This window comes from Paraburkholderia sp. GW821-FHT02A12 (assembly GCF_059422005.1).
The window spans coordinates 300,268-326,052 of the sequence record NZ_JBWKWA010000002.1; the positions used below are offsets into that span (position 1 = coordinate 300,268).

The 25,785-nt window shown below is 60.8% G+C and carries 20 protein-coding genes and 2 pseudogenes; 9 read left to right on the forward strand and 13 right to left on the reverse strand.

Going from position 1 to position 25,785, the window contains the following annotated elements; genetic code table 11:
• Positions 1-55 precede the first annotated feature (55 nt).
• Both pruA and AC07WT_RS22565 read left to right on the forward strand, forming a co-directional pair.
• Positions 56-1,663: an L-glutamate gamma-semialdehyde dehydrogenase gene (gene pruA, locus AC07WT_RS22560; protein WP_494948659.1), complete on the forward strand. Its 1,608-nt coding sequence runs from the start codon at positions 56-58 to the stop codon at positions 1,661-1,663.
• Between the two features lie 149 nt (positions 1,664-1,812).
• Positions 1,813-2,961: a branched-chain amino acid ABC transporter substrate-binding protein gene (locus tag AC07WT_RS22565; protein ID WP_494948660.1), complete on the forward strand. Its 1,149-nt coding sequence runs from the start codon at positions 1,813-1,815 to the stop codon at positions 2,959-2,961.
• A 761-nt stretch (positions 2,962-3,722) separates the two neighbouring features.
• On the opposite strand, the gene AC07WT_RS22570 is transcribed toward AC07WT_RS22565, so the two are convergent.
• The 5 genes and pseudogenes from AC07WT_RS22570 to AC07WT_RS22590 all read right to left on the reverse strand — a co-directional run bounded on the left by AC07WT_RS22570 (position 3,723) and on the right by AC07WT_RS22590 (position 6,972).
• A complete protein-coding gene (locus tag AC07WT_RS22570) occupies positions 3,723-4,163 on the reverse strand; it encodes a MarR family winged helix-turn-helix transcriptional regulator (RefSeq protein ID WP_494948661.1) in 441 nt (146 codons plus the stop codon).
• Positions 4,164-4,166: 3 nt separating this feature from the next.
• Positions 4,167-5,546: pseudogene (locus AC07WT_RS22575) on the reverse strand (FAD-dependent monooxygenase); the annotation flags it as partial.
• Positions 5,509-5,646 carry a hypothetical protein gene (locus AC07WT_RS22580; RefSeq protein ID WP_494948662.1) on the reverse strand — a complete coding sequence of 46 codons (138 nt, stop codon included), beginning with the start codon at positions 5,644-5,646 and terminating at the stop codon, positions 5,509-5,511. The gene AC07WT_RS22580 and the pseudogene AC07WT_RS22575, both read right to left, overlap by 38 nt.
• A gap of 102 nt (positions 5,647-5,748) precedes the next feature.
• Entirely contained in the window at positions 5,749-6,522 is a 774-nt protein-coding gene (locus AC07WT_RS22585; protein WP_492591230.1) for an SDR family oxidoreductase, read from the reverse strand.
• Positions 6,523-6,558: 36 nt separating this feature from the next.
• Positions 6,559-6,972 carry an acyl-CoA thioesterase gene (locus AC07WT_RS22590; RefSeq protein ID WP_494948663.1) on the reverse strand — a complete coding sequence of 138 codons (414 nt, stop codon included), beginning with the start codon at positions 6,970-6,972 and terminating at the stop codon, positions 6,559-6,561.
• A gap of 113 nt (positions 6,973-7,085) precedes the next feature.
• On the opposite strand from AC07WT_RS22590, the gene AC07WT_RS22595 reads away from it, so the two are divergent.
• From AC07WT_RS22595 to AC07WT_RS22610, 4 genes are all read left to right on the forward strand, one after another.
• Positions 7,086-7,790, forward strand: a complete 705-nt coding sequence (locus tag AC07WT_RS22595; RefSeq protein WP_492591228.1) for a Crp/Fnr family transcriptional regulator — start codon at positions 7,086-7,088, stop codon at positions 7,788-7,790.
• A 144-nt stretch (positions 7,791-7,934) separates the two neighbouring features.
• Positions 7,935-9,302: an MFS transporter gene (locus tag AC07WT_RS22600; RefSeq protein ID WP_494948664.1), complete on the forward strand. Its 1,368-nt coding sequence runs from the start codon at positions 7,935-7,937 to the stop codon at positions 9,300-9,302.
• 59 nt (positions 9,303-9,361) lie between these two features.
• Complete coding sequence (locus AC07WT_RS22605; protein WP_494948665.1) at positions 9,362-10,282, forward strand: beta-keto acid cleavage family enzyme; 921 nt, start codon at positions 9,362-9,364, stop codon at positions 10,280-10,282.
• A 3-nt stretch (positions 10,283-10,285) separates the two neighbouring features.
• Positions 10,286-11,227, forward strand: a complete 942-nt coding sequence (locus AC07WT_RS22610; RefSeq protein ID WP_494948666.1) for a 3-hydroxyacyl-CoA dehydrogenase NAD-binding domain-containing protein — start codon at positions 10,286-10,288, stop codon at positions 11,225-11,227.
• Positions 11,228-12,155: 928 nt separating this feature from the next.
• Here AC07WT_RS22610 and AC07WT_RS22615 read toward each other — a convergent pair.
• The 4 genes from AC07WT_RS22615 to AC07WT_RS22630 form a co-directional block, all read right to left on the reverse strand.
• Complete coding sequence (locus AC07WT_RS22615) at positions 12,156-13,334, reverse strand: WD40/YVTN/BNR-like repeat-containing protein (RefSeq protein WP_494948667.1); 1,179 nt, start codon at positions 13,332-13,334, stop codon at positions 12,156-12,158.
• Positions 13,335-13,550: 216 nt separating this feature from the next.
• Positions 13,551-13,820, reverse strand: coding sequence for a MoaD/ThiS family protein (locus tag AC07WT_RS22620; RefSeq protein WP_494948668.1), 270 nt, complete (start codon positions 13,818-13,820; stop codon positions 13,551-13,553).
• 584 nt (positions 13,821-14,404) lie between these two features.
• Entirely contained in the window at positions 14,405-14,884 is a 480-nt protein-coding gene (locus AC07WT_RS22625) for a VOC family protein (RefSeq protein ID WP_494948669.1), read from the reverse strand.
• A gap of 347 nt (positions 14,885-15,231) precedes the next feature.
• The gene (locus AC07WT_RS22630; protein ID WP_494948670.1) at positions 15,232-18,174 is read right to left on the reverse strand and encodes an ATP-binding protein; all 2,943 of its coding nucleotides are present in this window, start codon (positions 18,172-18,174) and stop codon (positions 15,232-15,234) included.
• Positions 18,175-18,499: 325 nt separating this feature from the next.
• Between AC07WT_RS22630 and AC07WT_RS22635 the strand changes: the two genes are divergently transcribed.
• The 3 genes from AC07WT_RS22635 to AC07WT_RS22645 all read left to right on the forward strand — a co-directional run bounded on the left by AC07WT_RS22635 (position 18,500) and on the right by AC07WT_RS22645 (position 22,040).
• Positions 18,500-19,429 (forward strand): LysR substrate-binding domain-containing protein, encoded by a 930-nt coding sequence (locus tag AC07WT_RS22635; RefSeq protein WP_494951008.1) that lies wholly within the window; start codon positions 18,500-18,502, stop codon positions 19,427-19,429.
• A gap of 312 nt (positions 19,430-19,741) precedes the next feature.
• On the forward strand, positions 19,742-20,089 hold the full coding sequence (locus AC07WT_RS22640) for an MTH938/NDUFAF3 family protein (RefSeq protein ID WP_492591220.1): 348 nt from the start codon (positions 19,742-19,744) through the stop codon (positions 20,087-20,089).
• Between the two features lie 1,018 nt (positions 20,090-21,107).
• A complete protein-coding gene (locus AC07WT_RS22645) occupies positions 21,108-22,040 on the forward strand; it encodes a G1 family glutamic endopeptidase (protein ID WP_494948671.1) in 933 nt (310 codons plus the stop codon).
• A 29-nt stretch (positions 22,041-22,069) separates the two neighbouring features.
• Here the strand turns inward: AC07WT_RS22645 and AC07WT_RS22650 are convergent.
• From AC07WT_RS22650 to AC07WT_RS22665, 4 genes and pseudogenes are all read right to left on the reverse strand, one after another.
• A pseudogene (locus AC07WT_RS22650) lies at positions 22,070-22,366 on the reverse strand (polyamine ABC transporter substrate-binding protein); the annotation flags it as partial.
• 306 nt (positions 22,367-22,672) lie between these two features.
• The gene (locus AC07WT_RS22655) at positions 22,673-23,002 is read right to left on the reverse strand and encodes a DUF4148 domain-containing protein (protein ID WP_492591218.1); all 330 of its coding nucleotides are present in this window, start codon (positions 23,000-23,002) and stop codon (positions 22,673-22,675) included.
• 177 nt (positions 23,003-23,179) lie between these two features.
• Positions 23,180-24,271: an aldose epimerase family protein gene (locus AC07WT_RS22660; protein ID WP_494948672.1), complete on the reverse strand. Its 1,092-nt coding sequence runs from the start codon at positions 24,269-24,271 to the stop codon at positions 23,180-23,182.
• A 32-nt stretch (positions 24,272-24,303) separates the two neighbouring features.
• A complete protein-coding gene (locus AC07WT_RS22665; protein WP_492591216.1) occupies positions 24,304-25,521 on the reverse strand; it encodes a XylR family transcriptional regulator in 1,218 nt (405 codons plus the stop codon).
• Positions 25,522-25,785: the final 264 nt, after the last annotated feature.

Below are 25,785 nucleotides of genomic sequence, written 5' to 3' on the forward strand. Positions count from 1 at the left end.
TAAATTGTAGTCGAATATGAATCCGATAGACCCTCAGTCAAAGGTTGGTAAAGCCATGCTCGAAGCACCCAGAAACGAACCAATCTTAGCGTATTCACCCGGATCGTCAGAACGTGCGGAGCTTGTCCGCGCGCTTGAGCAGCAATCCGCCGATGTGGTGCAGATCCCAGTAGTCGCGGGTGGCAAGCGCCTGACCGGCGGCGTGACGCAAGCGGTGGTGTGTCCCCACGATCACGCACATACGCTCGCGCACGTGCATCAGGCCAGCAGCGACGATGTGGCCGCTGCCATTAAAGCCGCCGCTGACGCGCAACGAGACTGGGCGCAGTGGTCTTTCGAGGATCGGGCTGCGGTGTTTCTGAAGGCTGCCGACTTGCTTGCGGGCCCGTGGCGCCAGAAGCTGAACGCCGCGACGATGCTCGGCCAGAGCAAGACCGCATATCAGGCTGAAATCGACTCGGCGTGCGAGTTGATCGACTTCCTGCGCTGGAACGTCGCATTTGCGCGTGATCTGCAGCAGAACCAGCCGGTGTCGCCGGCCGGCATGCGCAATGCGCTCGAATATCGTCCGCTGGAAGGCTTCGTGTACGCGGTCACGCCGTTCAACTTCACCGCAATCGGCGGCAACCTGGCGTGCGCGCCAGCGTTGATGGGCAACAGCGTGCTGTGGAAGCCGGCCGCGACGGCCGCGCTCAGCAATTACTTCGTGTTCGAGTTGCTCGAAGCAGCGGGTCTGCCGCCCGGCGTGATCAACTTCGTGCCGGGCGAAGCGCAGACGGTTTCATCCATCGCGCTAGGTTCGTCCGAGTTTGCCGGGCTGCATTTCACCGGCTCGACGGCGGTGTTCGATTCGCTCTGGCGCGCGACGGCCGAGCGTCTGCCGACGTATCGCAGCTATCCGCGTCTGGTCGGCGAGACCGGCGGCAAGGATTTCGTGCTGGCGCATCCGTCGGCGGATGTGGTCGCGCTCAGTACCGCCTTGCTGCGCGGCGCGTTCGAATACCAGGGGCAAAAGTGCAGTGCGGCCTCGCGCGCTTATGTGCCGGCGTCGCTGTGGCCGGCCGTCAAGGCGCGCCTCGTCGACGACCTCGCCACCGCGAAAATGGGCGATGTCGCGGACCTCAGCAATTTCATGGGCGCGGTGATCGATCGTAAGGCATATGAACGGATTGCCGGTTATATCGGCCAGGCACAGGAAGCGGGCGGCGCCACGATCGTCGCGGGCGGCGGTTCGGATGATCGCACTGGGTACTTCATCCAGCCGACCGTGATCGAAGTCGACGACCCGCAGTTCGTGACGATGCGCGAAGAGATCTTCGGGCCGGTGCTGTCGGTGTACGTCTATCCGGACGCGCAATGGGCCGACGTGCTCAAGCTGGTCGATTCGACTTCGCCCTACGCACTGACCGGCGCCGTGTTCGCGCAGGAACGCACAGCGGTGGTCGAGGCGAGCGCGGCACTGCGCTTCGCGGCAGGCAACTTCTATATCAACGACAAACCGACCGGCGCGGTGGTCGGTCAGCAGCCGTTCGGTGGCGCGCGCCGCAGCGGTACCAACGACAAGGCCGGCTCCGCGCTGAATCTGCTGCGCTGGGTGTCGCCGCGCACGATCAAGGAAACCTATGTGCCGGCCCATCACTATGCCTACCCGCACATGAGCTGACGAAGCGTCAATGTACGCGGCGCCGCCATCGAAAGCGCCGCGTGTCCGATGAGCAAGAAGCAGTGTCTGCAACGGCGGGACGAACGCCACGTGGGATGCACGCGGTGGGGGACGTTTCGCGTCATTCCACAAAGAAAGAGGAGCATCAGATGAGCATGGGCATGAAACACCTCGCGTTGGCCGCGGCCGCGGGCGCGCTCGGTTTGACCGGCGTAAGCGCCTTCGCGCAGGCGCAGGACGTGAAGATCGGCTTTGCCGCACCGCTGACCGGCGGCCAGGCGCACTACGGCGCGGACTTCCGCAGCGGCGTGACGCTGGCGATCGAAGACTTCAATGCCACCAGACCGGTGATCGGCGGCAAGCCGGTGCACTTCGTGCTCGATGCGGCTGACGACCAGGCCGACCCGCGCACCGGCACGACGGTCGCGCAGAAGCTCGTCGATGACGGCGTCGCCGCTGTGATCGGCCACTTCAACTCCGGCACCAGCATTCCGGCGGCGCCGATCTACGCGAAGGCCGGCATCCCCGAACTCGCGACCGCCACCGCACCGGCCTACACCGCGCAAGGCCTGCCGACGACCTTCCGTCTGGTCACGTCCGACTCGCAACAGGGCGGCGTGCTCGGCGAATACGCGGTGAAGGATCTGAAGTTCAAGCGGTTCGCCATCGTCGACGACCGCACTGCATACGGTCAGGGCGTCGCAGAAGAATTCGCCAAGGCGGTCAAGGCGGCAGGCGGCACCGTCGTCGCGCAAGAGTTTACCAACGACAAAGCCGTCGATTTCCGCGCAATCCTGACCCACATCAAGCAGTCGGATGCAGACGCGATTTTCTATGGCGGCGCGGACACGCAAGCCGCGCCGTTCCTCAAGCAGATGCGTACGCTGGCGATCAAGAGCACGCTGATCGGCCCGGACATGATCCACTCCGACGAACTGCTGAAGATCGCGGGGCCGGCGGCTGAAGGCGCGCTGGCGTCGTCGGGCGGCAGTCCGCTGGACAAGATGCCGGGCGGCAAGTCGTATGTGGAGCGCTACAAGAAGCGCTTCGGCAACGAAGTCGAACTGTATTCGCCGTACGCGTACGACGGCACGATGGCCGTGCTCAACGCAATGAAGAAGGCCGACTCGGTCGATCCGCACAAGTATCTGCCGGTGCTGAAGGTAACGCAGATGAAGGGCGTGACGACCAACGAACTCGCGTACGACGATCGTGGCGATCTGAAGTACGGCGGTGTGACGGTTTACAAGGTGAGCAACGGCAAGTGGACGGCGCTGCAAACCGTCGGCACGAAATAACGTGTAGCTGACCCGGTACAGGTGGGCCTGGTCCCAGGCCGCGGCGCGGGCGAAGATCGCCACTCCTCTTTCTTCTGTTGCGCGCCGATTTCGCGAGTCTCATGGTTGCACATGAGGCTCGTTTTTTTAAGAATTGTCGTCATGGATGCGGTAGCGTCCATGTATGTGTCGTCCCTTACGATCCACGAATAGACAGCTCTGGCCGATGACTCGACAAGCGTAAATGGCACGCGCAGCTCTGCTGTTTCTTACAAAGCCGACGTTTGAATGTCGTTTCGCGCACACCGACGAATTGCAGTAGCTGGCCGCCTGCGGCCTAACAGCGAACTCACCCGAAAGCGGACATTCTCGCCATCGTCTTGATATCGCTACCCCTCGCTTTCGGATGACACTTCAAGCGGATGCGTGCTTGTGCTAAGTCCTTTGGCCCGAAGCAGCCGTTTGCACTCGCGCGACTGCAACGACCGCTTCCACGATACAACCGTCGCTCGCGTCCTTGAGTTGATTGTCGCGTCGCTGGCCTTCGCAGTCGTCAATTTCCGCTGCCTCGAGGTCTTCCTCCAAGTGACCGCCTTCGTGACGAAACGACACTCTGTACCGCGGGGTTTGGGGCCAACTTAGGAATACCACGCTCTTCCGACTGGCGAGGCCGGTCGGGGCATGCGGCTATTCTTCCACAAAGACCCTATAAGATTTATGTCCGACTAGTCCCTCGGCTTTTGTGAACTGCCGCAACGACACCCCTGTGAGTAACAAACGCACTATTCCCCCAGCGGCAACAGTGCCAAAAGCAGGCGCCGCAACTCCAGACATTCGGTCGGCGTCAGCCTCGCAGTGAGAATGCGCTCGACCTCCTCGACACGTGGACGCAACGTCGCAAGCTGCTTCTTGCCGGCGGGAGTAAGGAACAGCACATAGCTACGTTTGTCGACGGGATCGTCCGAGCGTTCGATCAAATCATTGCGAACCATGCGCGCGACGAGATCGGCGATTGTCGAACGGTCCACGTCGAGTTCATCGCCGAGTTGTCGTTGATTGACGCCGGGCGTTTTCTGCAAGATTTCGAGCGCCGCGTACTGGACGCTCGTGATCTCGGCGGAGACTTCGCTGAGCCATACCGCTATGTGGCGCTGCTGGGCGCGGCGTACCAGGCTGCCCGTGAATTTGGAAAGCGCTTCGGGGTTGTCGTGTTTGGTCGGCAATTTCTAAGCGTGCAGCGAAGATGTGTTCGTTCGGAAAATGGGCCGCAAAAACGCATTCAATTCGGCGTAGGCGTCCAGCGGAAGTACATGCGCGACGTACTGGTCCGGACGGACCACGACGAGCGCGCCCCGTTCCCGCTCGATGCCACGCTCGTCGAAGATATCAGTCGCTGCGTCGCTCGTAAACGCTTTCTCGTAGTCAATTAGGCCGTAGCGTCCCTTGCGCGGCAGCAACAACGCATGCAGATCTTCGAGTCGTACTTCGCAATGAGGCTGTTGCAACACTGCGCGAAGATCGAAGACGCTATCCGCATCGGCATTTTCTGGCGTGATGAGACGCAAGACCGAATCGGGCGACTTGGCGAGATGTTCGCACGGTGCATTTAGCGCACTTCCGCTTGCGTCCGAAAAAGCGTACAGGCGCCAGCGACCATCGGCGCGTGCCGCGTGGCCGAGTTGCATCGGCTTCGCATCGGCGAGACGAACGACGGGCGACGAATGAAAGCGCGTGCCGATGGTGAAGCCGCTCGCGAGCGATTGAGATGTCGATTCGCCCGTCAACGCGCCCGGCCGATATCGCGTCGCGACGCCCGCCGTATATCGGCCCGCACGAACGAAATAGTCCTGCAGTTCCGTTGGATCGACACCGCCTGCTTCAGGGCGATTGGGATCTTTCGGCGGCGCGGCCATCATCGCGGACCATTCCTTGTCGAAGTCGATCAGCTCTTGCGCGATGGGCTGGCGTTCATCGGAATACGTGCGCAAGAGGTCGACGTCGCTAAGCCCTTGCAGCACTGCGCCGAGCTTCCAGCCGAGATTGAAGCCGTCCTGCATCGAAACGTTCATGCCCTGACCCGCTTTCGCGCTATGCGTATGACAGGCATCGCCGACGATGAACACGCGTGGCTCGCGAGATGTTCCGTCGGCGGCGATTGCGTCGTCGAAGCGATCGGTCAAACGCTGTCCCACTTCATAAACCGAGAACCACGCGACCTCTTTCACGTCGAGCGAATAGGGATGCAGAATTCGTTGCGCGGTCTGAATGATGCGCTCGACCGTGATCTGCTTGATGGTGTCGCGGTTCTCAGGCGTGACTTCGCCAAGATCGACGTAAAAGCGCACGAGATAGCCGCCTTCGCGCGGAATGATGAGCAGATTGCCCTTGCTCGCAGACTGAATCGCAGCCTTCAGCCGGATGTCCGGATAGTTGGTGACGGCGAGCGCATCCATCACGCCCCACGCATGATTGGCGGCATCGCCGCGCAGCGTTTGTCCGATGGCCGTGCGCACGCGACTGCGCGCGCCATCGCAGCCCACGACATAGCGCGCACGCACGACGACCTTTTCATCGAGTCGCGCTGCGTCCGTGCGGCGTAGCGTGACGCACATCGACCGTATCGGGCATTTCGACGCGAGGCGCGCCATCGGCAGCTGGCTCGATCATCGGATCCCCGACCCGGAAACCGTTGAGATGAAATTGCATGATGTCTTCCTCCAATCAGTCTTGACCACCTTGGTGACGAATATCTCCGTACACCAACTATTTAAAAAGCACTTCATGTCGTCATGGATGTTTACCCTGATCTCAGGATGCGCTTTGCGAATCGCCGTCTATCGGGATCATTTGCCCCGAAATGGAACGCCCGGCATCGGATGCCAGAAAAACAGCGAGCGCCGCGATGTCCGCTGGATCGACAAAATGCTTGATGGACTGATTGGCGAGCGCAGCCGCCTCTTCCTGCGCGACGGTGCGGCCGCTGGCTGATGCGCGTCCCGCCAGCACCTGCTGAATACGCGGACCTTCCACGGCACCCGGCAGGATCGCATTGACTCGTATGCCGAATTCGCCCAGCTCACGTGACAAGGTCTTTGCGAATCCGATGAGCCCCCATTTGGTCGTTGCGTAGGGACTGCGGTTCGGGTAACCGAAGCGGCCGGCGAGCGACGACATGATGAGAATCACGCCCGCGCCCGATTGCTTCAGGAAAGGGATGGCCTGTTGCGTGACCATGAATGTGCCTGTGAGGTTCAGACGAAGTACAGCTTCCCACGCGTCCGGATCCATCTCCGCGACACTCGCGGTCGGTCCAGCAATGCCCGCGTTGTTGATCAGGACGTCCAATCCGCCTAGAGCGGACGCGGCGTCCGCGACCATGCGCGAAGCCGCCGCGCGATCGGCGATGTCGCACACTGATGTCCTGACGCCCGGCAATTGGGCCTGCATCTGTTGAAGCGCCGCTTCGTCGATGTCGCAGACAAAGACGCTCGCGCCCGCCGAGACGAATGCTTCCGCGATGGCGCGCCCTATCCCGCCTGCACCCGCCGTCACCAGCACGCGCCAGCCTTTTGATGTGGTCATGAAACCCTCTGTTCTGACTTGGGTCACGCTCGCCGCTCAGTCGCAGGCGGCACGTATAAACTCGGGCACGGGGACGGCCTTCAGCCGTCCATCGTCCTGTTTGATACACAACGCGCGTGTCGCGCGCCCCTCGCAAATCAGCGTATCGTTGCGGATGACTCGATGGCTTTGGATAAAGACTTTGCCTCGCCATTCCTCAATGCGGGTATGCACCTCCAGACTTTCGCCGTAGGTCGCCGAGGTGTGAAAGCGAGTGTGGACCTCTAGCAGCGGCGCACCGATGCAATGGGGTAGCGTTTGCATATCCCGCCATGGTGGCAGGCCGCACTGTATAAAATAATCGTGCGAAGCGGCGTCCATCCAGCGCGAGAAGTTCGGAAAAAAGACGATTCCGGCCGGGTCGCAATCGCCGAATTGCACGTCGACACGATAGACAGTTTCTTTACTCACGGGCCTATGCTCCAGTTTCCAGTCCGACCATTGTGTGTGTATTGCACCCGCAACACTGTCACTGCGGCGACAGTTTGCATTGACCGCCGGGCGAGCGGCTCTGGGAGCAGGGAATGACCAGACAAAAGCGGATGGTCACTGTTTCGCTTACGCTCGATGAACTACTCGCACGGTCGCCGTGGTTCGAAAGGCTGGACGAACCCGTGAAGTCTCGCGTGCGCGCTGACGCGTCGGAGCGCGCCGTCGCCGCAGGTCAGACCCTCGGGCACCACGGCGAACGGCAACATATGTGGTTCGGCATGCTCGAGGGCCTCATCAAGTGGTCGATCACCGCGCGCGACGGACAGACGGTGACTTTAGGCGGGCAGTCGGTAGGCAGTTGGTTCGGAGAAGGCACGCTGATTCGCAACGCGCCGCGCGAGTCCGATCTCATCGCGTTGCGCGACAGCCGCGTCGCGCAGATTCCACGCACAACGTTCAATTGGCTTCGCGAGCATCAGCCGTCGTTCAACGAATTTCTGCTGTTCCAGGTCAACGAGCGTCTGCACTGGTTCATGGGCGCCGTCGCCGCGCACGGATTGCTCGATACCGACAGTCTTGTCGCACGGGCGCTGGTGGGCATGGTGCAACCATTGTCCAATCCGAGCGGCGTGGAGCATCTGCCGATGTCTCAGGAAGAACTCGCCAACCTGGCCGTCGTGTCGCGTCAAACGTGCAATAAGGCGATGACCCGCTTCAAGAATGCCGGCCTCGTGCGCACCGAGTACGGCGGCATCGTCGTGCTGGATTTACCTGGGCTTCACGCCTTGGCACGCTAGCGCCGCGTATCTTTCTTCGCGAATCGTTGCCGACGGCGTTCGCGCATTGCTTGGTGTTTACGCTGACTCCAACTGTCGCGCGATCGACAGTCGTGGAAGCGGTCGCTCGAAATAATGCGTGTCATACAAGACCAGGAGACACGCATGATTCCCGCTCGTCCGCTGCCCGCCGCAGCTGCGCTCGTCGAGAGCCCGACGAACCACATAGTCGAAGACGCCGTCTTTCGTAAGATCAGTTGGCGCGTCATGCCGCTCGTTTTGATCGCGTATGTCTTCGCATTCCTCGATCGAATCAATATCGGATACGCGCAGTTGCAGATGAAGCAAGACCTTGCTTTCTCTGACGCTGTGTATGGACTCGGTGCGGGCATCTTCTTCGTCACCTATCTGTTGTTCGAGGTGCCTAGCAATCTGCTGCTCGAAAAGATAGGCGCGCGACTAACCTTCCTGAGGATCATGGTGCTGTGGGGCTTAATGTCCGCGGCGACCGCCTTCGTCACGGCACCGTGGCAGTTCTATGCCATCCGGTTGCTGCTGGGCATATTCGAAGCAGGCTTCTTCCCTGGCATCATTCTGTATCTGACGTACTGGTACCCGAGCCAGCGGCGCGGCCGTGTGACGGGCCTGTTCCTGTTCGGCATGCCGATCACGGGCGTTCTGGGCGGCCCACTGTCGGGAACGATCATGAGCGGCATGGAGGGCCTTGGCGGCATGCATGGATGGCAGTGGCTCTTCCTCGTAGAAGGCTTGCCGACCGTTCTGCTGGGGTTCCTGCTGTATCGCATGCTTCCGAACGGGCCGGCCCGCGCGTCCTGGCTGAACGACGCCGAGAAAGCGCTGGTGCAGTCGGTCCTGAATGCCGACCACCGAGGCGAGGCGAAGGCTGGGCGTCATGGCAGGCTCGTCACGGCGCTGGCGGACCCGAAGACCTACGTGCTTGCCTTCGTCTACTTCTGCTGCGCTTGCGCCGTCTACACGCTCACGTTCTGGCTGCCGACCATGATCAAAGGCCTCGGCATCGCCCCGATCGCGACGATCGGCTGGTACACGGCAGTGCCCTATTTCTTCGGTGCACTTGGCGTTCTCGTCATCAGCCGCAGTTCGGACCGTTTCAAGGAGCGTCGCTGGCATGTCGGGGGAACCCTGGTCCTCGGCGCGGTGGCTCTGGCCTCGACTTCCTTTCTTGGCACCGCGGTCGTCCCGGTGATGGCCCTGCTGTGTGTTGCCTCGTTCTTCATCTTTGGCGGCGGCTCGCTGTTCTGGTCGATTCCCCCGACCTACCTTGGCCGCGACGCAGCCGCAGCCGGTATCGCGGTGATCAGCTCACTGGGCATCCTTGGCGGCTTCGTCAGCCCGACGCTGATCGGCTGGATCAAGGGCGCGACAGGCAGCATCCAGATGGGTCTGCTGGGCTTGATCGCACTTGTCATTGGCGGCGGCCTGACGATCCTGCTGGGCCTCCCAAAGAGCGCGATCCGCGTGGGCCCGGGCGATGGCGCGAGCACGCACTGATCGAGCAGCCATAGTCAATCCTGTCCTTTAGACCCATTTCTTCTCTGGAGAAGACCAGCATGAGCAAGCCCAAAGTCATCGTGACGGTTGCCCCGACGGGCGGCATGGCCAACAAGAAAATGAACCCGAACCTGCCGACACAGCCGCAGGAGATCGCCGACGACACCTACCGCTGCTACAACGCCGGTGCCAGTGTCGTGGCAGTGCATGCACGGCGTCCCGACGACGAGGCCACCTGTGATCCTGCAATCTATAGCCACATCAACCGGCTGATTCGCGACAAGTGCGACATCATTCTGAACAACTCCACCGGCGGCGGCATTAACGGCGACATGGTTCGCGAACTCGACAACGGCCTGTGGGAAATCCAGTGGGAAGAACGCCTGAAAGGCATGCAGGGTGACGGCGTCGAGATGTGCACGCTCGATGCACAGACCGTGATCGCAAGTTTCAACGGCAAGGAGATTCTGGTGGCGACGCCGCCCTCGCGAATCCGGCAGATTGCCGAGATGATGAGCGAGCGCGGGATCAAGCCGGAATGGGAGGTGTTTGGTCTTGCCGACATTGTTCAGGATGTTCAGCGGGCCATCAACGAGGGCCTCGACGATGCCCCGCACTTTATCAATATCGTCATCGGTGCCAATGCCTTCCAGGGCGCCTTGCCTTACACGCCTCGCCTGTTGCAGACAATGGTCGACCACCTGCCCCGCAACACCGTCTTCAACGTCAGCGCCATCGGCGCGGCGCAGCTGCCCGCCGCGATGAACTCGCTGTTACTGGGGGGCCACGTGCGCGTCGGGCTCGAAGACAACCTGTACTACAAGCAGGGCGAGTTGGCCACCAACGTGCAACTGGTCGAGCGGCTCGTTCGCCTGGTACGGGAGATGGGTTACGAGCCGGCCACGCCGGCTGAGGCACGGGAGATCATCGGACTGCGGCCGTTGCGCGAAACAATCAACGCTGCCTGCCTGGAGAGTTAGACCATGACAAAGCGAGCCGTCAACATCGCCATCGTCGGCACCGGCGTGATTGGCGCAGGCTGGGCGACACACTTCCTGGCTCATGGTTTCGCGGTCACGGCGACGGACCCCGCCGACGGGGCCGAGTCGCGCCTGCGCAACTGGATCGACAACTGTTGGCCTGTAGTTGAGAGACTCGGGCTGGCGAATGGCGCCTCGCGAGAAAACCTGACTTTCACGACTGATGTGGGCGAGGCGGTACGCAATGCGGACTTCATTCAGGAAAGCGGCCCCGAGAGGCTGGATGTCAAACACTCGTTAATCGCGAGCATCGAATCTGCGGCAAGGGCAGACGCGATCATCGCGTCGTCGTCGTCGGGGCTGGCAATCAGCGAGATTCAGGCAGGCGCGAAGCATCCGGAACGAATTGTCCTTGGTCATCCATTCAATCCGTCCCACATTATCCCGTTGGTAGAGGTCGGTGGCGGCAGCCTCACATGGCCCGAAAACATAGTGAGAACGATGGCGTTCTATTCGTCAACGGGCAAGAAGGTCATCAGGATCAACAAAGAAGTCAAAGGTCATATCGCCAACCGTCTGCAGGTGGCGATATGGCAAGAAGCCATTAGTCTGGTACAGCGCGGGGTCGCCTCTGTGGAGGACATCGACGCGGCGATCTCCTACGGCCCGGGCCTGCGCTGGGCGCTGCTCGGTCCGTTTCTCAACCTTCACGCTTCTGGAGGCTCCGGTGGCATCACGCATGTGCTGCAGCATCTGGGCTCGGCCCAGCGCGAGTGGGCCAGAGACCTGGGCACGTATCCCGAGACAGACGACTACATCGAGTCAATTGCGAAAGGCGTCGATACGGAACTGCAGTCGTACGATTTTCCAGAAATGCTTCGCCAGTGCGATCAATTGCTGATTCAACTACTGGAGGCGAAGCGAAATCTTTCTCAGATTCCGTAGGTGAACGATACCTGAAGCTGAGTGGAGTTTCGACTTAGGTCTCGTGCCGAAGTGGCACACGTTGAAACTGCCATTCTTGCGACAGAAAAGATGCCACTCGGCTCCGGTTTGCGATGCGAGGGACGATGAAAGCCTCGTCCCTTGCGTCAAGGCGTTGCTCGGTGCGATATAACTCATTCACCGAAACCTGAACTTGTCCGATTCCGCATTCCCGAGAGACGCAAGCCGATCCACTATCGTCAATCAGGCATCCCCTGGCCGAACGACAGCTTGCTGAGCACAGCGGCCGTTCTCTTAGCTAGTTCGGCGACGGGTGCTCGGCCGTTGCCGACGTTCATGTATCGGCGCGCGTGGGGCGGCTACAAGGTGCTTTCCGGACTTTCGCTCCTCAGTAGCCGCGAACAATCCTCACCTTCGCCACATCGACGATCCATTCTGACGACCATCACCCAACAACTGTTGTTGATGCTTTTACTTAACCTTGCGCCGCCGTTTAGTGGCGCTTTTACACCGCCGCTAACAGCAGGGTTATGTGCGATAGCCTGGATCGGCCCGATCGAGTTTGCGCAGCAGCGCGGGCCAGGCGAGGCCCCCACCGGCGCCCCTGCGTCGCGGATAGACTCGGATTCCGGCGATACGCCTCTGAAAGCAACGGGACGTTTGACCTCTGGTTTCACGCGTGGCGTGATTGCGTAGGGGGCGACGTGAGACGGGGCGATTTCCGCCCGCGCGGTCTGTCCTGGCGTACATCGTCGAATCTGCGTCCCGTCATTCTTCGACATCGTGACAAGCCGAGTTGCACAAAGCGGTTCGCCGGCGCGTATGGCGCGAAGTATCGATCCATCACGCCGATGAACGCATTCAGGCTATGTCCGGCGAATGAATGGGAACGTAAGCGTTTCATGTCTCACTAGCCCGCCTCGCGCCCTCATCCAAACCGAACACAATAAACAGGCGGCAAATGCGCTGAAATCAAATGCCAGCTTTCGCCGCCGTCGTCGGACGTCCATAGCGCGCCAGTGGTCGACCCCATAGCCAGGCGCGTGCCGGAGTCATCTACAGCGAGCCCGTGCCGATACACGAGGTCATACGCCGGTGCAGGCGGCAACCCGTTCGAGAAACGCTCAAACGTGCGGCCGCCGTCGCGTGTGCGCGTGACGACGAGCTGGCCGTCCACCGGGATCCGGCACTGGTCTTTCACGGCGGGCACGAACCACGCGGTGTCCGGCTCGCACGGATGCACGGCAACCGCGAAGCCGAAGCTCGATGGCTGCGCTTCGATCCGCTGCCAGTGCGCCGCGCCATCGGTCGAGCGGAAGATCGCGCAGTGATGCTGCGTCCACAGCACATCCGGGTTTGCCGCGCATTGCACGACGCGGTGCGGGTCTTGCACGTTGGCATCGCCGCGCCGCTCCGGCGGCATGTAGTCGGCCTCCATGCCCTCGGCATTCACGCGCCAGGTCGCGCCGCCGTCGACGGTTTGCCAGACGCCGCCGCACGACACGCCGATCGTCACGTGCCGGCTGTCGCGCGGATCGACCATCACGGAATGGATGCCCGGCGCGTCGTAGCCGCCTCCGAACCATTCGCGGCGCTCCGGGCGATCCCACAGCGCACGGTTGAGCACCCATGTGTCGCCGCCATCGTCGGAACGGAAGAGCCCGCCGGGAATCGTGCCGGCCCACAAGACGCCCGGCTCGTCCGGGCCGCCGGTTTCGAGCGACCAGACTTGCTGAAGCGTCCAGGGAGGGGGCGGCGGGCTGGGCGCGGCGGCGCTCGCATTGTCCGCGCTGGTGTTTGCACTCGCGTTCGCGTTCGTGCTCGCGTTCACGCCGTCACCGGCACGCGTCTCGTCGGCAGGCTGCGGCGGGTAGACGGGGACCGCGCACTCTTCCCAATCCGCGATGCCCGCGCGCCGGCGATGCAGCTTCACGCCGAAGTGGCCGAGATTGAGCGCGGCATACAGCGATCCGTCACGCGGATCAGGCAGCACCATGCTCACCGGTTCGCCGACGAAATACGGCTCACCGAGCGTCCAGCCGCTCTCGTCATCGGCTTGCAGAACGAACAGTCCCTTGCGAGTTGCGACAAGCAATCGATCGCTCATGTCGAGTGTCTCCTGTCGACCAGAGTTGGCGCTTCAGCTGTCGGCTGGAGTTAGTGCTTCAGCACTTACTCCGGCCCCATGCAGAGCACTTACTCTGGTCCCATGCTTCGCGGTCGACCAGATGTCGATCGGAGTTAGTGCTTTAGCACTTACTCCGGCCCCATGCAGAGCACTTACTCCGATCCAATGCAAAGCTCAAATACCGATGGAACCCCCTTATCCGCCCGACAGTGCCTGTACGACGTAAACCCGGCTTTCATCGCCGAGCGCATCGGACAGATGTTGTCGGTCGCGCACCGGCCGGCCGTCGACAAACACGGCGAGATGCCGCCGCAGCGAGCCCTGATCGTCAAGGATGTAGCCGCGCAGTCGAGGTTGCGCGGCGAAGACGGCCTCTAGCGCTTCGCCGAACGTGCGCGCGTCGATCTCGCGCTCGGGCGTTGCGATATGCCGCTGAATCGAAGCAGCGAAGAAGATGTGCGCCATGGCGGGGTAGCGACGCGGGAATGGCCGTGTTCGTTGATTCTATAGTTTAGGCGATCCGCCGTGTGCTTCGGGGCATCGCCATACACCAGACGATAGGTTGCGATACATTGCGAAGCGGCATGCTTCGCCGCCCTTTACATATCGACAAGACGAGGCCGACCCGATGACCGTCACAATCCGCAAGATCAAAGCGCGCGACGAAAGGCGCTGGCGCCGCTGGTCAGCCGAATGTCCGCAACGTAGCGTCCAGCCGACCTACCGCGGCCGACACATGAATGTCGGCAATGGCCGATGACGCGACTGCCGTGATCCGCGCACGGATGTCCGTTGATTGGGGCGGAGCCGACGTTCGAACGTCCATGTGAAAGCGTGGGCCAACGCCCGTAGATGGCCGATCGGTGTCCTTTTCGATGCTGGCTAAGCTTTACCGACTGCGCGGCAGCGGAATTTGCAAAGGCGCGTATGCTGCGCGGCGTCGCGCTTCCGGGCGCTGCGATCATTTGATCGCTGACGCAGTAGGCAGCATCGTCAAGGCTTCGTGGCCGGCGACATCGATTGACTGGCCGAACCGCCGCGTCTGCGTGTTAATCAGTTGCTGCCGCTGCGTGCTCTATCGCGGTTATATCGATCTTCTTCATTTTCATCATCGCGTCCATCGCACGCCTTGCGGCATTACGATCGGGCCCGTTGACGAGTTCGAGCAGCCGCTTGGGCGTGATCTGCCACGAAAAGCCCCAGCGGTCCTTGCACCAGCCGCAAGGCGCTTCCTCTCCGCCATTGCCGATAATGGCGTTCCAATATCGGTCGGTCTCTTCCTGGCTATCCGTCTGGACCATGAAACTTACCGCCTCATTCGCCTTGAAATTGGGCCCGCCGTTCAACCCTACGAAGCGCCGGCCGAGCACGGTGAACTCGACCGTCAGCTCCGGACCCTGCCCAATGCCCGGTATAGGGGATACATGACCTGCATCGACACGGCTGTCGGGAAAGGTGGCGGCGTAAAACTCCGCCGCCTCGCGCGCTCTACCTTGATCGAACCACAAGCATGTTACGAACTCAGCCATCGCAATCTCCTTTCAGAAACACGCGCCGTCAACTGGCTTTGAGGGCAGCATCCTAACGCTCACGCCATCGAGACAGTTGGCATTGACTGTCGATAATAGCCTGGCTGTAGAGTTCGAAATGCGCGAAAGCTCGAATCCCAAAACATCGGTGAAACAGGTGGTGGATCGCGACTAGCCGCAATCGGCCACGAGCGGACATTCGACACTGCTCGATGGATCGTCAACAATTCCAGAATCGAGAGCGCCAGTAAAAGACACGGAACGCAATACGGGGCGAAGATGGACTTGCGCACGGCTCTGTACAGAGGCAAGAGCTGATAACTGAGCGCGGCAGCGACCATCAAAATTCAAACTGTCGCAGGCGAGCCAGCAGGCCGGACCTCGATGCCTGCCACGGCTTGATGATCTCGCAATGCTCCGAGAAATTTGAACAACGCCTGGATATCGAAAGCAGTGCCCGTCTCGTCGAAGTCCGCTGCAAGGCTGGCAAGCAGTGCGACGGCCTCAGCCGTCCGGTCGTTTGCATGGAGCAGGCGCGCCAGCGCCATCGACGCCCGTAACTCCCACATTTTTGCTCCCTGCGTCCGCGACAGTTCGATTGACTCCTGAAAGCAGCTGAACGCAATCGCGAGCTTGTTCAGAGCGGCGTTGCTATCGGGTGCGAGATCGCGGGCTTCAGCTTGGGCGAGCGCGCCACGTCCTCGCCAGACCTCCGGCAGGAAAAACAGCTCACCGTTTTTCAGGCAGAAATTGTGTACGTCGCTCAGCCGGCGGGACGCCTCCGCCAAACGTCCCTGCGCAATCAACGCTTCAGCGCAGGTTACGATGATTGGGGTAACCAGACGCCTGAAGCCGCGCGACAGGAGTGCATCCAGCTTTTCCTCGAGCAGCGCCGTCGCCGCAACCCCTTGTCCGTCGAGTATGTCCCGGCATGCGCCAAGACAGGCGCAGTAATCGAGCCAGATTCCGAAACCATGTAGCGCAGCTTGCGATCGCATTATGTCGATATAGCGCGTGGCACGCTCCAGGTCGCCGGAAATCAGCGCCAGCGGTATTGCCACCGCGCCCAGTACGTGAGTCAGCGTCGGTTCGAGGGTCTCCGAGCGAACCTGGTTGATAAGTACGTCAACAAGCGCCAGCGACGCCTCGGTGTCACCTTGTAGCCATGCGATCCGGACCAACGTGCCGTTGCACATCGCCATGGGATCGACCGCGAATCTGCCATCGCGTTGTGGATCGTTCTCCAACTGGTCGAAGCGCTTCATTGCGTTCGCCAGGACCAACTTTGCCTGCTCGTGCTCGCCGAGGCAATGCTGCGAAATTGCGACCAGCTGATCCCCAAGAACAATTTGCCAGGCCGTGCCGCGATGGCTGGCAAATCGCTGGAATCGTCTGGCGTAATTCATCGACCCGTATACGTTCCCAGAGGAAAGCAACGTGTTCCACAGCCCCCAGAGTGCTTGGGCATGCCGAACCTGGTCGCCTGTATCGCCAGCAAGAGCCAGCACTTCCGTCCACAATTGTGCCGACTTTGACACGGGCCCCTGAGCATAGATCAATGCCGAGGCGAGAGTGGCACGTACGCGCATTTCGGTGTCCGAGTCCACCGAGGCAGAGGGCAGTTCTTCAAGCGCATCGATGGCCTGCTCAGCACGCGTGCAGCATTCGTGAATCAGGCCCGCATCGAGCAGCGCCTCTGTGAGACCTGACGCGAGCTCGACCCCAATCCGCGTATCGCCATGCTGCGAGAACGCCCAATCGAAAGCGCTGCGTGCATCATCCAGCGACTGCCGGAAATCGATTTCCCGGTCCAATTGTTCAGCGACACTGTCAGCCAGACACGGTCTCAAGCAATGGGAGACATAGCGTGCATGGCGCGCCGCGATCAGCTTCTGCTCGCCTTCCGCATACAGCTTCTCCAGCGCATAGGCACGTGTCGAATCGGAAAGGCGATACCTGCTTACCGGCCCCTCCAGCTCAATGTTGACGAGCGATTTCGCCACCAGATCGCCGATGCCGCCGATCGCGTCCGCCACAGCGTATTTCTCGTCGCACACCACCGCGCACATCGCATCGAACGTAAAGCCGCCGCTGAATACCGCGAGGCGCCTGAACAGTAACCGATGGCATGGATTCAGTATGGAGAAACTCCAGTCGAACGTCGCACGTAAGGTTTGATGGCGTGGCAGAGCGGTCCGGTAGCCGCCCGTCAGCAAACTGAAACGGTCGTGCAAATAGCGATGAACACCCTCAACGCCGAGGCCAGCGACGCGCGCCGCTGCCAGTTCGATCGCCAAAGGAATGCCGTCCAGCCGGCGGCAGATCTCGCCGATGAGATGAATTTCCTCGCAGCCGGCGTATGCATACTGTTGGATTGAATTGACGCGCAGCAAAAACAACTTTACCGCTGAAAACTGGACGATCTCCGCATGGGTTGAATGCGAAGGCGGCACGTCGAGTGGCTCGACCCGGTACACCGTCTCTGGTATCAGGCGAAGCGGTTCACGACTCGTTACCATAACATGCAGAATTTCGCTTGCCGCTACGAGTGCGTCGACGATCCGCGCGACGGCGTCGATCACATGCTCGGCGTTATCCAGCACGAGGAGCAGACGTTTGCCGGAAACCGCCGCAGCCAGTTGCGCAATGTCGACTGCAGCATCGAGCGTCGACAGCCCGCATGCTTCGGCGACCTTGCATAGGACCGCATCTTCGGTTGTTGCCGTGGCAAGTTCGACAAAACACACAGCGCGGGAAAAATCGTTCGATGCCTGCCGTGCTACCTCTATAGCCAGGCTCGTCTTCCCGATACCGCCGGCTCCAGTCAGCGTCAATACCTGCGTAGTCTGGAGCAACGTGCTGATCTGCCGAACGGCTGCGTCGCGGCCTGTGAGCCGGGTTTCGCGTAGCGGCAGGCTACGTCTGAAGGCTCGGGACTCGACCGCAGAAGCCCGGCTCTCAACGGGTCGTTGTCGCAACTGATACCCGCGACCAGGGATCGTGACAATCAGGTTGCGATCCTCACCAAGTATTTTGCGTAACGCGGACAGATGGACGTGGATATTGTTTTCTTCGACGACGGTTTTCGGCCAGACACTATCCAGCAATTCGTCTTTCGTAACGAGTCGTCCAGCGGCCGACACGAGCACGGCAAGAATATCGAAGGCGCGAGATCCGACAGGTACGAGCGTGCCGCTTTGGTGCAGCGTCCGCATCTCCAAATCGATCTGAAACCGGCCCAGGTCGATCATGCTGGTGCCGTAATTCGCGGGTCGCTCAGTAACCGTCATGTTTGTGCTCGCATTGATCGAGGGGAGTTGCGCGCCGGCTTTATGCCGATGTCAGTCGCATTCCGGCTAAGCAGAGTAGTTGCCTGCCTGGTCTGCGGAAGCCTGAACGTTGCGACGTATGTCTCCGGAAACAGCCTGTTTGATTTATTAAATCTCCGTGACATTGGAGAAAGTTTTGTCTCACCAGACTCGACACCGCGCCTGCGCCCTCCGGCGGCTGTATTCCCTCGCGAAGGAATTGAGGATTCTGACGACCGAGTCTGCCAGCTTTACTTTTGTTCACAAACTGGTCTATAAACAAAATTCTTTTGAAAAAAAATCAACAGTGAATATCACCCTCGACGAATTGGCGACGTTCATGGCCGTGGTCGATACCGGCTCGATGACGGCAGCTGCTCAACATCTCGACCTGACAGTGTCGGCGGCTAGCCGGACGCTGGGGCGCCTCGAGGAAAAGCTGAAAACGACTTTGATGCGCCGGACCACGCGCAGGATGGAGCTGACCGAGGAAGGGCGCGCGTTCCTTCAACACGCGCGCGCCATCATCGATTCCGTGGAAAGCGCGGAGGAACAGATGGTCGCGCGTCGGGAAAACCCATCGGGGCTCTTGCGGATCAATGCAGCGTCGCCTTTCATGCTGCACGTGATCGCACCGCTTGTGCAAGGCTACCGCGTGCGCTATCCGCACGTTCACCTGGAGCTGAACACGAACGACGGCATCATCGATCTACTCGAGAGCCGCACCGATGTCGCTATTCGAATTGGCCGGCTCAAGGATTCGACGCTGCATAGCCGGCTTGTTGGCAGTAGCCGGATGCGTGTTCTTGCGAGTCCCGACTATCTTGAGGCGCACGGACATCCGCGCGAGGTCGCTGACCTTGGCAAGCACGTACTGCTGGGATTTACACAACCGGAGTCGCTCAATGTCTGGCCATTGCTCGGTGCCGACGGTGAGCCGTACCGTATCGAGCCGGTGGCAAGTTCATCGAGCGGCGAGACGCTTCGTCAACTGGCGCTCGAAGGCGTGGGCGTTGTCTGCCTGTCGGATTTCATGACCGACCGGGACCGCGAAACAGGGCGTCTCGTGCAGATCCTGGCCCGTCAGACCAAGGACGTCTGTCAGCCAATCCATGCTGTCTATTACCGCAATACAGCCGTTTCTTCGCGAATAGCGTCGTTCATCGATTATCTGATAGGCGAGATTGGAGGCAACGGGGCGACTCAGCATCAGACTGCGTGGGCGCGTCAAGCTTAGCTCGGATCGACTACAGCCCGGTGCCTGGCTATTTGCGAGGTTTAACATTTCCAGTCGCTTGAACGTCCGTTACGGAGAAATCCAACTGTCCCTTGTGGGTCGATACCGGTAGTTCGCGAATCCCTACCCCAACCGGCCTTCTCAATGGCACTCGTGACATCACCTCCGAATCGTCGATGTCGTCGGTCGCCTCAGTCGGCTCGCGCGGTTTGCCGGCAAATGGTTCCAACCTATAATTATTCGTGTCGGACATCAATCCGATGGGCCTTGACTGAGGGAGTCGCTGCCAGCACGAAACCGGCGGAGGTGGGTATGCGCTTCGAAGCATTTTCGTTTGGTTCCATCCGCATTGATGGGGTCACCTACCAGCATGACGTGGTGATCGACCACGGGCAGATTCGCAAACGCACGAAGAAACCCTCCAAGCCGTTCCGCGAGGCCTTCGGGCACACACCGCTGTCCGCGCAGGAGGACATACCCTGGAAGTGCCGCCGGCTCGTGATTGGCACCGGCACCGGGGCGTTACCGGTGATGGAAGAGGTGAAGCACGAGGCCCAGCGTCGGCAAGTCGAATTGGTTATCCTGCCGACAGCGGAAGCCATCGCCAAACTCAAGGAGCACCCTGACCAGACCAATGCGATCCTGCATGTCACGTGCTAGACCGCGCATTGGCGCGGGTTTCCGGGTTCGAGTGCGTGTTGAATCCTGGTCGGGTGGTGGCGACTGTAGGCGAAATATGCGCTGCCAAAACGGGTTGTCGTTTGTCGCGACAGCGTCAGTTTCGGCTTTCCCGGCTGCGACGGCGGCTATCCGGTCCTAATGACGGACCGCTCACGAGCAACACCAACGTAGGGCCGGACCCGGCTAGCAACGTTGCTGACCTACGGGCGTTCAAATTTCGGGTTGGCCGGAGCGAAACGGCGCTGAGTGGCAATACGGCTCAATTCCTGAGAAACCTGCTGGCGACCGGCACATTCCTTATCAAACCGTGGACAGACGTGCGTATCGGGCGCTCGACAGCTACACCGCTACGCGGTTGCGTCGGTGGTTACGCAACAAGTACAAGCTTAGGCGTCGCAGAGGCGGGGGCTATCCATCCCAGCATCTCTGCGGGCACTTCGGTCTCGTTCGCTTAACGGGTCCCTGGCTGTAACTTGCCGTGTACGAAGGCGTGATGTCCTGTCCGAGAGCCGGATGCGGGCGATCTGCATGTCCGGTTCGATGAGCGGGATGTGGAAACGGGGTTAGGGTGACGTTACTCGGGCACCGCCAGACGAAAGAGGCGGCAACAGACAAACCGAACCTACTGCTACCGCGCCACATCTCGATATGGGTAGTCCGTCCTGCTTTCCGTGATACTGAGCGCGGCTCACTACGGCGGCAGGTTTTTGTGAACCCACATCGGAGTCCGTCAGCAATTTCGCCCGAGGGATTGAAAACGCGGGTCGACTAAGCCGTCTTAGAGAACGGACCCAATGCGCCGCGCCCTTTCCGACAGGCACTGCCGGACTATACATAAACACTAGCTACGCAAACGTTCGGCGCTGAAAAGAGGTCGCTCTGAAAGAGCGTCTGTTCGGCGGGACCGACGGAAGTCGGCGAGTCGCGTTTCCACCCACAATCTTCTACCGGTTCGACTAATCCTGGACCGGTAGCCCTGAATTGGAGGAACCTATTCATGGACCATCCCTCATCCGAAGATGTACTGAGCCGGTTTCAGACCTATGAATCGCCGCCAGCCGAATTTGATCCGCAACTTTCGGATGCCAGGCAACTTCGACGGCATGGATTCCCGCGCCGGCCGGACGCGAAGACGGAACCGCAGTTGATGCGGCTCTGGCAGCGGGCTTTTACCCGTGCACCACAGCTGCACATGGTCAAGGCTGAACTTGCGATAGACCCGATCATGAGCCGACGCGATCGTCGACGCGACCCGAAGTCGGACTTCAGCCCGTCCGGCTGGGGTGGCATTGTAGTGTCAACGGCGTCGCAAGGCTTTTCCCCCTACGAGCCAGCTAATACGGTGTTCGCAGAATGGGTCGTGCCGGAGATCTTTCCCGTTCCCGGCGATCCTTCTACTCCTTTGACGGTTGGCTTCTGGGTCGGTCTGGACGGCTCCGACCCGACGTCATACGAGCTATTGCAGGCGGGCACGGCAGCCACGATCACCGGCAACAGCGTGAACTACTGGGCATGGACAGAGTGGTACACAAGCCAGTACAAAGACCCGGCGGTGCAGGTCACCAATTTCGCGATTCAGCCGGGCGACCTGGTGTCCTTCCTCGTTTGTGCACCCGAGCCGGGTCAAGGCTTCGTCTCGATGATGAACTACAGGACCCAGCAAGCCACCAGTGTCGGCATTACTGCGCGGCCCGGCATCACCTCAGTCGGCGCCCGAGCGGAGTGGATCGTAGAAGGGATCTCAGCCGATCTTCCAGACTTCTCTCCGGCGGTGTTTACTAACATTAGCGCTGGCACCCAGCACCATAGTTTCAATTTGTCGACCGGCGGTTCGCTTACTAATATCGCGGGCAGCGGCGGCAACTCGCTGACGCAGGCGTATATCGCCTCGCCGACCACCGCGTTGGTGCTCTGGGAAGGTAGCGCCTGAATCACGGGTGCCTTGGCCGGGCGCTTACGATCGTTGATGTAGCCGGATGAATTGAACTGCGTGATATACGGCCGGACTTTCTTCAACACTTCGTAAGCGGCCTGATAGTCACCAGGATTGGCGCTGTTCGGGTCCTTGTGCATGTACTGAAGGACTGCCGGGAAAACATCGGCGGCCGAGTCGAGGAACGACACGCCACAGCATTTGACCTTCGACAGATTAGCCGGGTCGAACAGCAGCGACCAGCTATCGACAGGCGCATCGCCGCCGAGCGCTTTCTTGACCGCCTGCACGTTATAGCCAATGCCGTCGGTGCCCCACGCCCAACCGTCCCGCGCTAGCAAGAGAACTTGCGATGTGCGGACAGGCAGACGCATTGCAGGCATTTGACCGCTTACCGAACGGTCCATCGCATGCAACACTGGCTCGCGAAAAGAGAAGGGGGACTAAGGCAGAAGCGATGCGATTTCGTCAGTTCGTACCGCAATGGCTGCGGGTGCTGCAATGACGTTGTGCCGCCGGACGGAGCGACGCGACAACACGGTATCGATGGACAGGAGACGGGATGGCGAAGCTCATGCGAGCGCATGCCATGAAGCATGGCTCGCATCGAACTGCGCGACGGGAGAGTCTTACTGACCGCCCATAACAGGCTCTTGCGGCGACGCATTCTCCACATTGGCGTTACGGCCGGTTTGCGACGAGCCGCTCGCGGAAGGTCCATAGCCGGTGGTACCGGCTTGAGCCGTGGCATTTTGCGCGGCAACGCGTGCTTCGGCAGCCTGAATGTCCGCAGGGTAGGTGGCGTCGGTTGACGCGGCGGGGTTGTAGCCTGCTTGCTCGAGTTGGCGCAATTGAGCCTTGACTTCCGCACGCGTGACCGGTTGATCCGATTGCGCGAACGAAGCGACTGGGGCTGCGATAACGACCGCCAGCGCCACTGCTTTGATCAGCGATTTCATGATGCGTCCCTCCGAGAACTGTTTTGTCCAGCGCCGCACAACACGTGTTCGGCGACCGATGAACAAATTCTAGGAAGCGGCAAATCCAGGAGAAACCCCCGCTCACGTAATTCAGTCTTGCAGGAAATAGCAAGTCGGAATTGTAAGGACGCGCGTTCTAAATCATGAGGAACGAGCTCAAACGCCGCTGCGTACGCTGATCCGATACTGGGTCACTTGCCGATACGCATTGCCGGCCCGCACGACGACCTGTTCCTGTTCCGCCATGTTGACCTGATTCGGAAAGCCGCCTGTTTCAAGGCAAAGGCCGGCGTGAGGTTGATAGGCGATACCGCCGCGCCCTGGATCGTCACGCAGCCAATTGCCCGTATAGAACTGTAAGCCGCGCTGATCGGTCGAGACGGTGAGTTCGCGCCCGCTGCCGGGGTCGTATGCGCAGGCGACCGGGCGCACCAGCGAAGCGCCGGACAATGCAACGCCGGTTGCATCCGCCGTGTCGCGCAGCACGTAACAATGATCGAAGCCGCCCGCCCGCGCGAGCTGCGCATGCGGCCAGTCCAGCCGCGCGCCGATCGGCGCGCTTTGCCGGAAGTCGAACGCGTTGCCCGCTACGTCGGCGAGCTTGCAAGGAATCAGCGCCGCATCGACTTCAAAAAACGTGTCGGCATCGATCGACAACACGTGGCCGCGAATGTCGGAACCCGGCCGACCTGACAGGTTGAAGTAAGGATGGCTTGTCAAATTGAGCGGCGTCGGTGCATCGGTGACGGCTTCATAGGCGATCGTCAACGCGCCGTCGTCGTCGAGCGTATAGCGCACCTGAACCGTTACGTTGCCCGGAAAACCGGCATCGCCCTCCGGCGATTCGAGCTGCATCACGAGCGAGCCGTTGTCTTCGCTGACGTCCCATAGCGCGCGATGAAAACCCTGCGTGCCGCCATGCAACAGGTTGTTCCCTTCGTTGCGATCCAGCGTGTATTCGATGCCGTCGAGCGTGAAGCGCGCATCGGCAATACGGTTCGCCCACCGGCCGATCAGTCCGCCCATGTAGGTGGTCGCGGCGACATATTCGGTTGGCGTGTCGTGCCCGAGCAGGATATCGGCGAGCCGTCCGGCGCGGTCCGGCGCATGCCACGAGACCAGCGTCGCGCCCAGGTCGCTGATGGCGACTTTCATGCCGTGGGTGTTGCGCAGCGTGAAGAGCCGGACAGGATCGCCACCGGGCAATACGCCCCACGGCTCGGAAGAAATTGGTGCGATGCTGATCATATCGTCGGTCGAGATAAAAGAGAAAAGCCGGTTCAGCCGGGTGCCGCCGCCGAATTCGCGCGCTCCTGATACTCGCGCGGCGTACAGCCCAGTTCCCGGCGAAATACCGCGTACATGTATTGCAGCGACGTGAAGCCGCAACGGATTGCGACCTCCGCGCTCGACGCGTCGCGCTTGGCCAGCAGCGCCTTCGCGACATCGAGTTTGTGGCGCAGGATCTCCTGATGCACGGTGCACCGCAGTTCGCGCCGGAAATACTCTTCGAGCGACGAGCGCGATACGCCGACGTAATCGGCTACCTGTTCGGTGCGAATCCCCTGGCATGCGTACTGGCGGATGAAGTGCCGCGCACGCATCACATACGGGCTCGCGAGCGGCTGGTGTTGGGTCGATTCGAGCACGTTGATGCCGACCGGCGGCACGAGAATGCGGCGCCCCGGAAAGCGCGCGCCGCGCAGCATCCGATGCAGCAGGTGAGCGGCGGTGCGGCCCATTTCTTCGGTGCCTTGAATCACCGAGGAAAGCGGAATGCGGGTCAGCGTGCGCGTGAGCGGATCGTTGTCGATGCCGATGATCGCCACTTCCTCGGGCACCGGAATGCCGGCGATCAGGCACGCTTGCAGCAGATGCCGCGCGCGTGCGTCGGTCACCGCGACGATGCCGACCGGCTTTGGCAGTTGACGCAGCCACGCGGTGAGTTGCTCGGTCGCCTGATTCCATGACGGCGCGCTGGTCGACAGGCCGCGATAGATTTCGCTGTCGATTTGCTGTGCGCTGTGGCCGTCCGCACGGCGCAGATGAGCGAATGCCAATTCGCGTTGCTGGGCCCAGCGGTTCTCCTGTGCCTGCGGCAGGCTATACAAAGCGAAGTGTTCGAGGCCCACGCCGATCAGATGCGTATAAGCGAGCGAGACGAGCTTCGCATTGTCGGTCGCGATATAGGGTAAGTCCGGAGGATAGTGAGCCGGATCTTCGAACGATGAACCGACCGCGACGACCGGCAGCGGACAGTCGCGCAGCGCTTCGCCCACGGCGGGATCGTCGAAATCCGCGATGATGCCGTCGCCGTCGAAACGTTCGATGCCCGCCAGCCGGCAACGAAAATCTTCCTCGAGGAACAGGTCCCAGGCCACGCGCGTCGACAGCAGGTAATTGCCGATGCCCGTGATGATCTCGCGGTCATACACCTTGTTCGCGTTGAACAGCAGCGCGATCCGATGGGTCGTCTGTGGCGTTTGAGGGCGGGTCATGGCAGTGGCGGCGTGCGGGTCGTCAGGAATCGCTGCGCCATCGTCTCCTGTTGGGTGGGCGTGAACGCCGCACGGTTTTTAAGCGTCTGGCTATTCTAGGCCCTGAAGATCGCGTCGGTGTGGACCAAACGCATGGGCGGTAAGAAACATCAAGCCCGCTGCGCAATTTCGCAATTGCCGGTACATGTCTCTAGCGTCAGCATGGCGTCACCTTGTCGACCCGCGCATGGAGTTGCACGGGTTGCAATGCAGCATAAACAGGAG

Coding starts and splice junctions, on each gene's coding strand:
- AC07WT_RS22640 (WP_492591220.1), top strand. CDS start 19,742: ATGCGCTTCGAAGCATTTTCGTTTGGTTCCATCCGCATTGATGGGGTC.
- AC07WT_RS22645 (WP_494948671.1), top strand. CDS start 21,108: ATGGACCATCCCTCATCCGAAGATGTACTGAGCCGGTTTCAGACCTAT.
- AC07WT_RS22610 (WP_494948666.1), top strand. CDS start 10,286: ATGACAAAGCGAGCCGTCAACATCGCCATCGTCGGCACCGGCGTGATT.
- AC07WT_RS22600 (WP_494948664.1), top strand. CDS start 7,935: ATGATTCCCGCTCGTCCGCTGCCCGCCGCAGCTGCGCTCGTCGAGAGC.
- AC07WT_RS22655 (WP_492591218.1), bottom strand. CDS start 23,002: ATGAAATCGCTGATCAAAGCAGTGGCGCTGGCGGTCGTTATCGCAGCC.
- AC07WT_RS22605 (WP_494948665.1), top strand. CDS start 9,362: ATGAGCAAGCCCAAAGTCATCGTGACGGTTGCCCCGACGGGCGGCATG.
- AC07WT_RS22580 (WP_494948662.1), bottom strand. CDS start 5,646: ATGCAATTTCATCTCAACGGTTTCCGGGTCGGGGATCCGATGATCGAG.
- AC07WT_RS22620 (WP_494948668.1), bottom strand. CDS start 13,820: ATGGCGCACATCTTCTTCGCTGCTTCGATTCAGCGGCATATCGCAACG.
- AC07WT_RS22660 (WP_494948672.1), bottom strand. CDS start 24,271: ATGATCAGCATCGCACCAATTTCTTCCGAGCCGTGGGGCGTATTGCCC.
- pruA (WP_494948659.1), top strand. CDS start 56: ATGCTCGAAGCACCCAGAAACGAACCAATCTTAGCGTATTCACCCGGA.
- AC07WT_RS22615 (WP_494948667.1), bottom strand. CDS start 13,334: ATGAGCGATCGATTGCTTGTCGCAACTCGCAAGGGACTGTTCGTTCTG.
- AC07WT_RS22565 (WP_494948660.1), top strand. CDS start 1,813: ATGAGCATGGGCATGAAACACCTCGCGTTGGCCGCGGCCGCGGGCGCG.
- AC07WT_RS22585 (WP_492591230.1), bottom strand. CDS start 6,522: ATGACCACATCAAAAGGCTGGCGCGTGCTGGTGACGGCGGGTGCAGGC.
- AC07WT_RS22625 (WP_494948669.1), bottom strand. CDS start 14,884: ATGGCTGAGTTCGTAACATGCTTGTGGTTCGATCAAGGTAGAGCGCGC.
- AC07WT_RS22630 (WP_494948670.1), bottom strand. CDS start 18,174: ATGACGGTTACTGAGCGACCCGCGAATTACGGCACCAGCATGATCGAC.
- AC07WT_RS22595 (WP_492591228.1), top strand. CDS start 7,086: ATGACCAGACAAAAGCGGATGGTCACTGTTTCGCTTACGCTCGATGAA.
- AC07WT_RS22665 (WP_492591216.1), bottom strand. CDS start 25,521: ATGACCCGCCCTCAAACGCCACAGACGACCCATCGGATCGCGCTGCTG.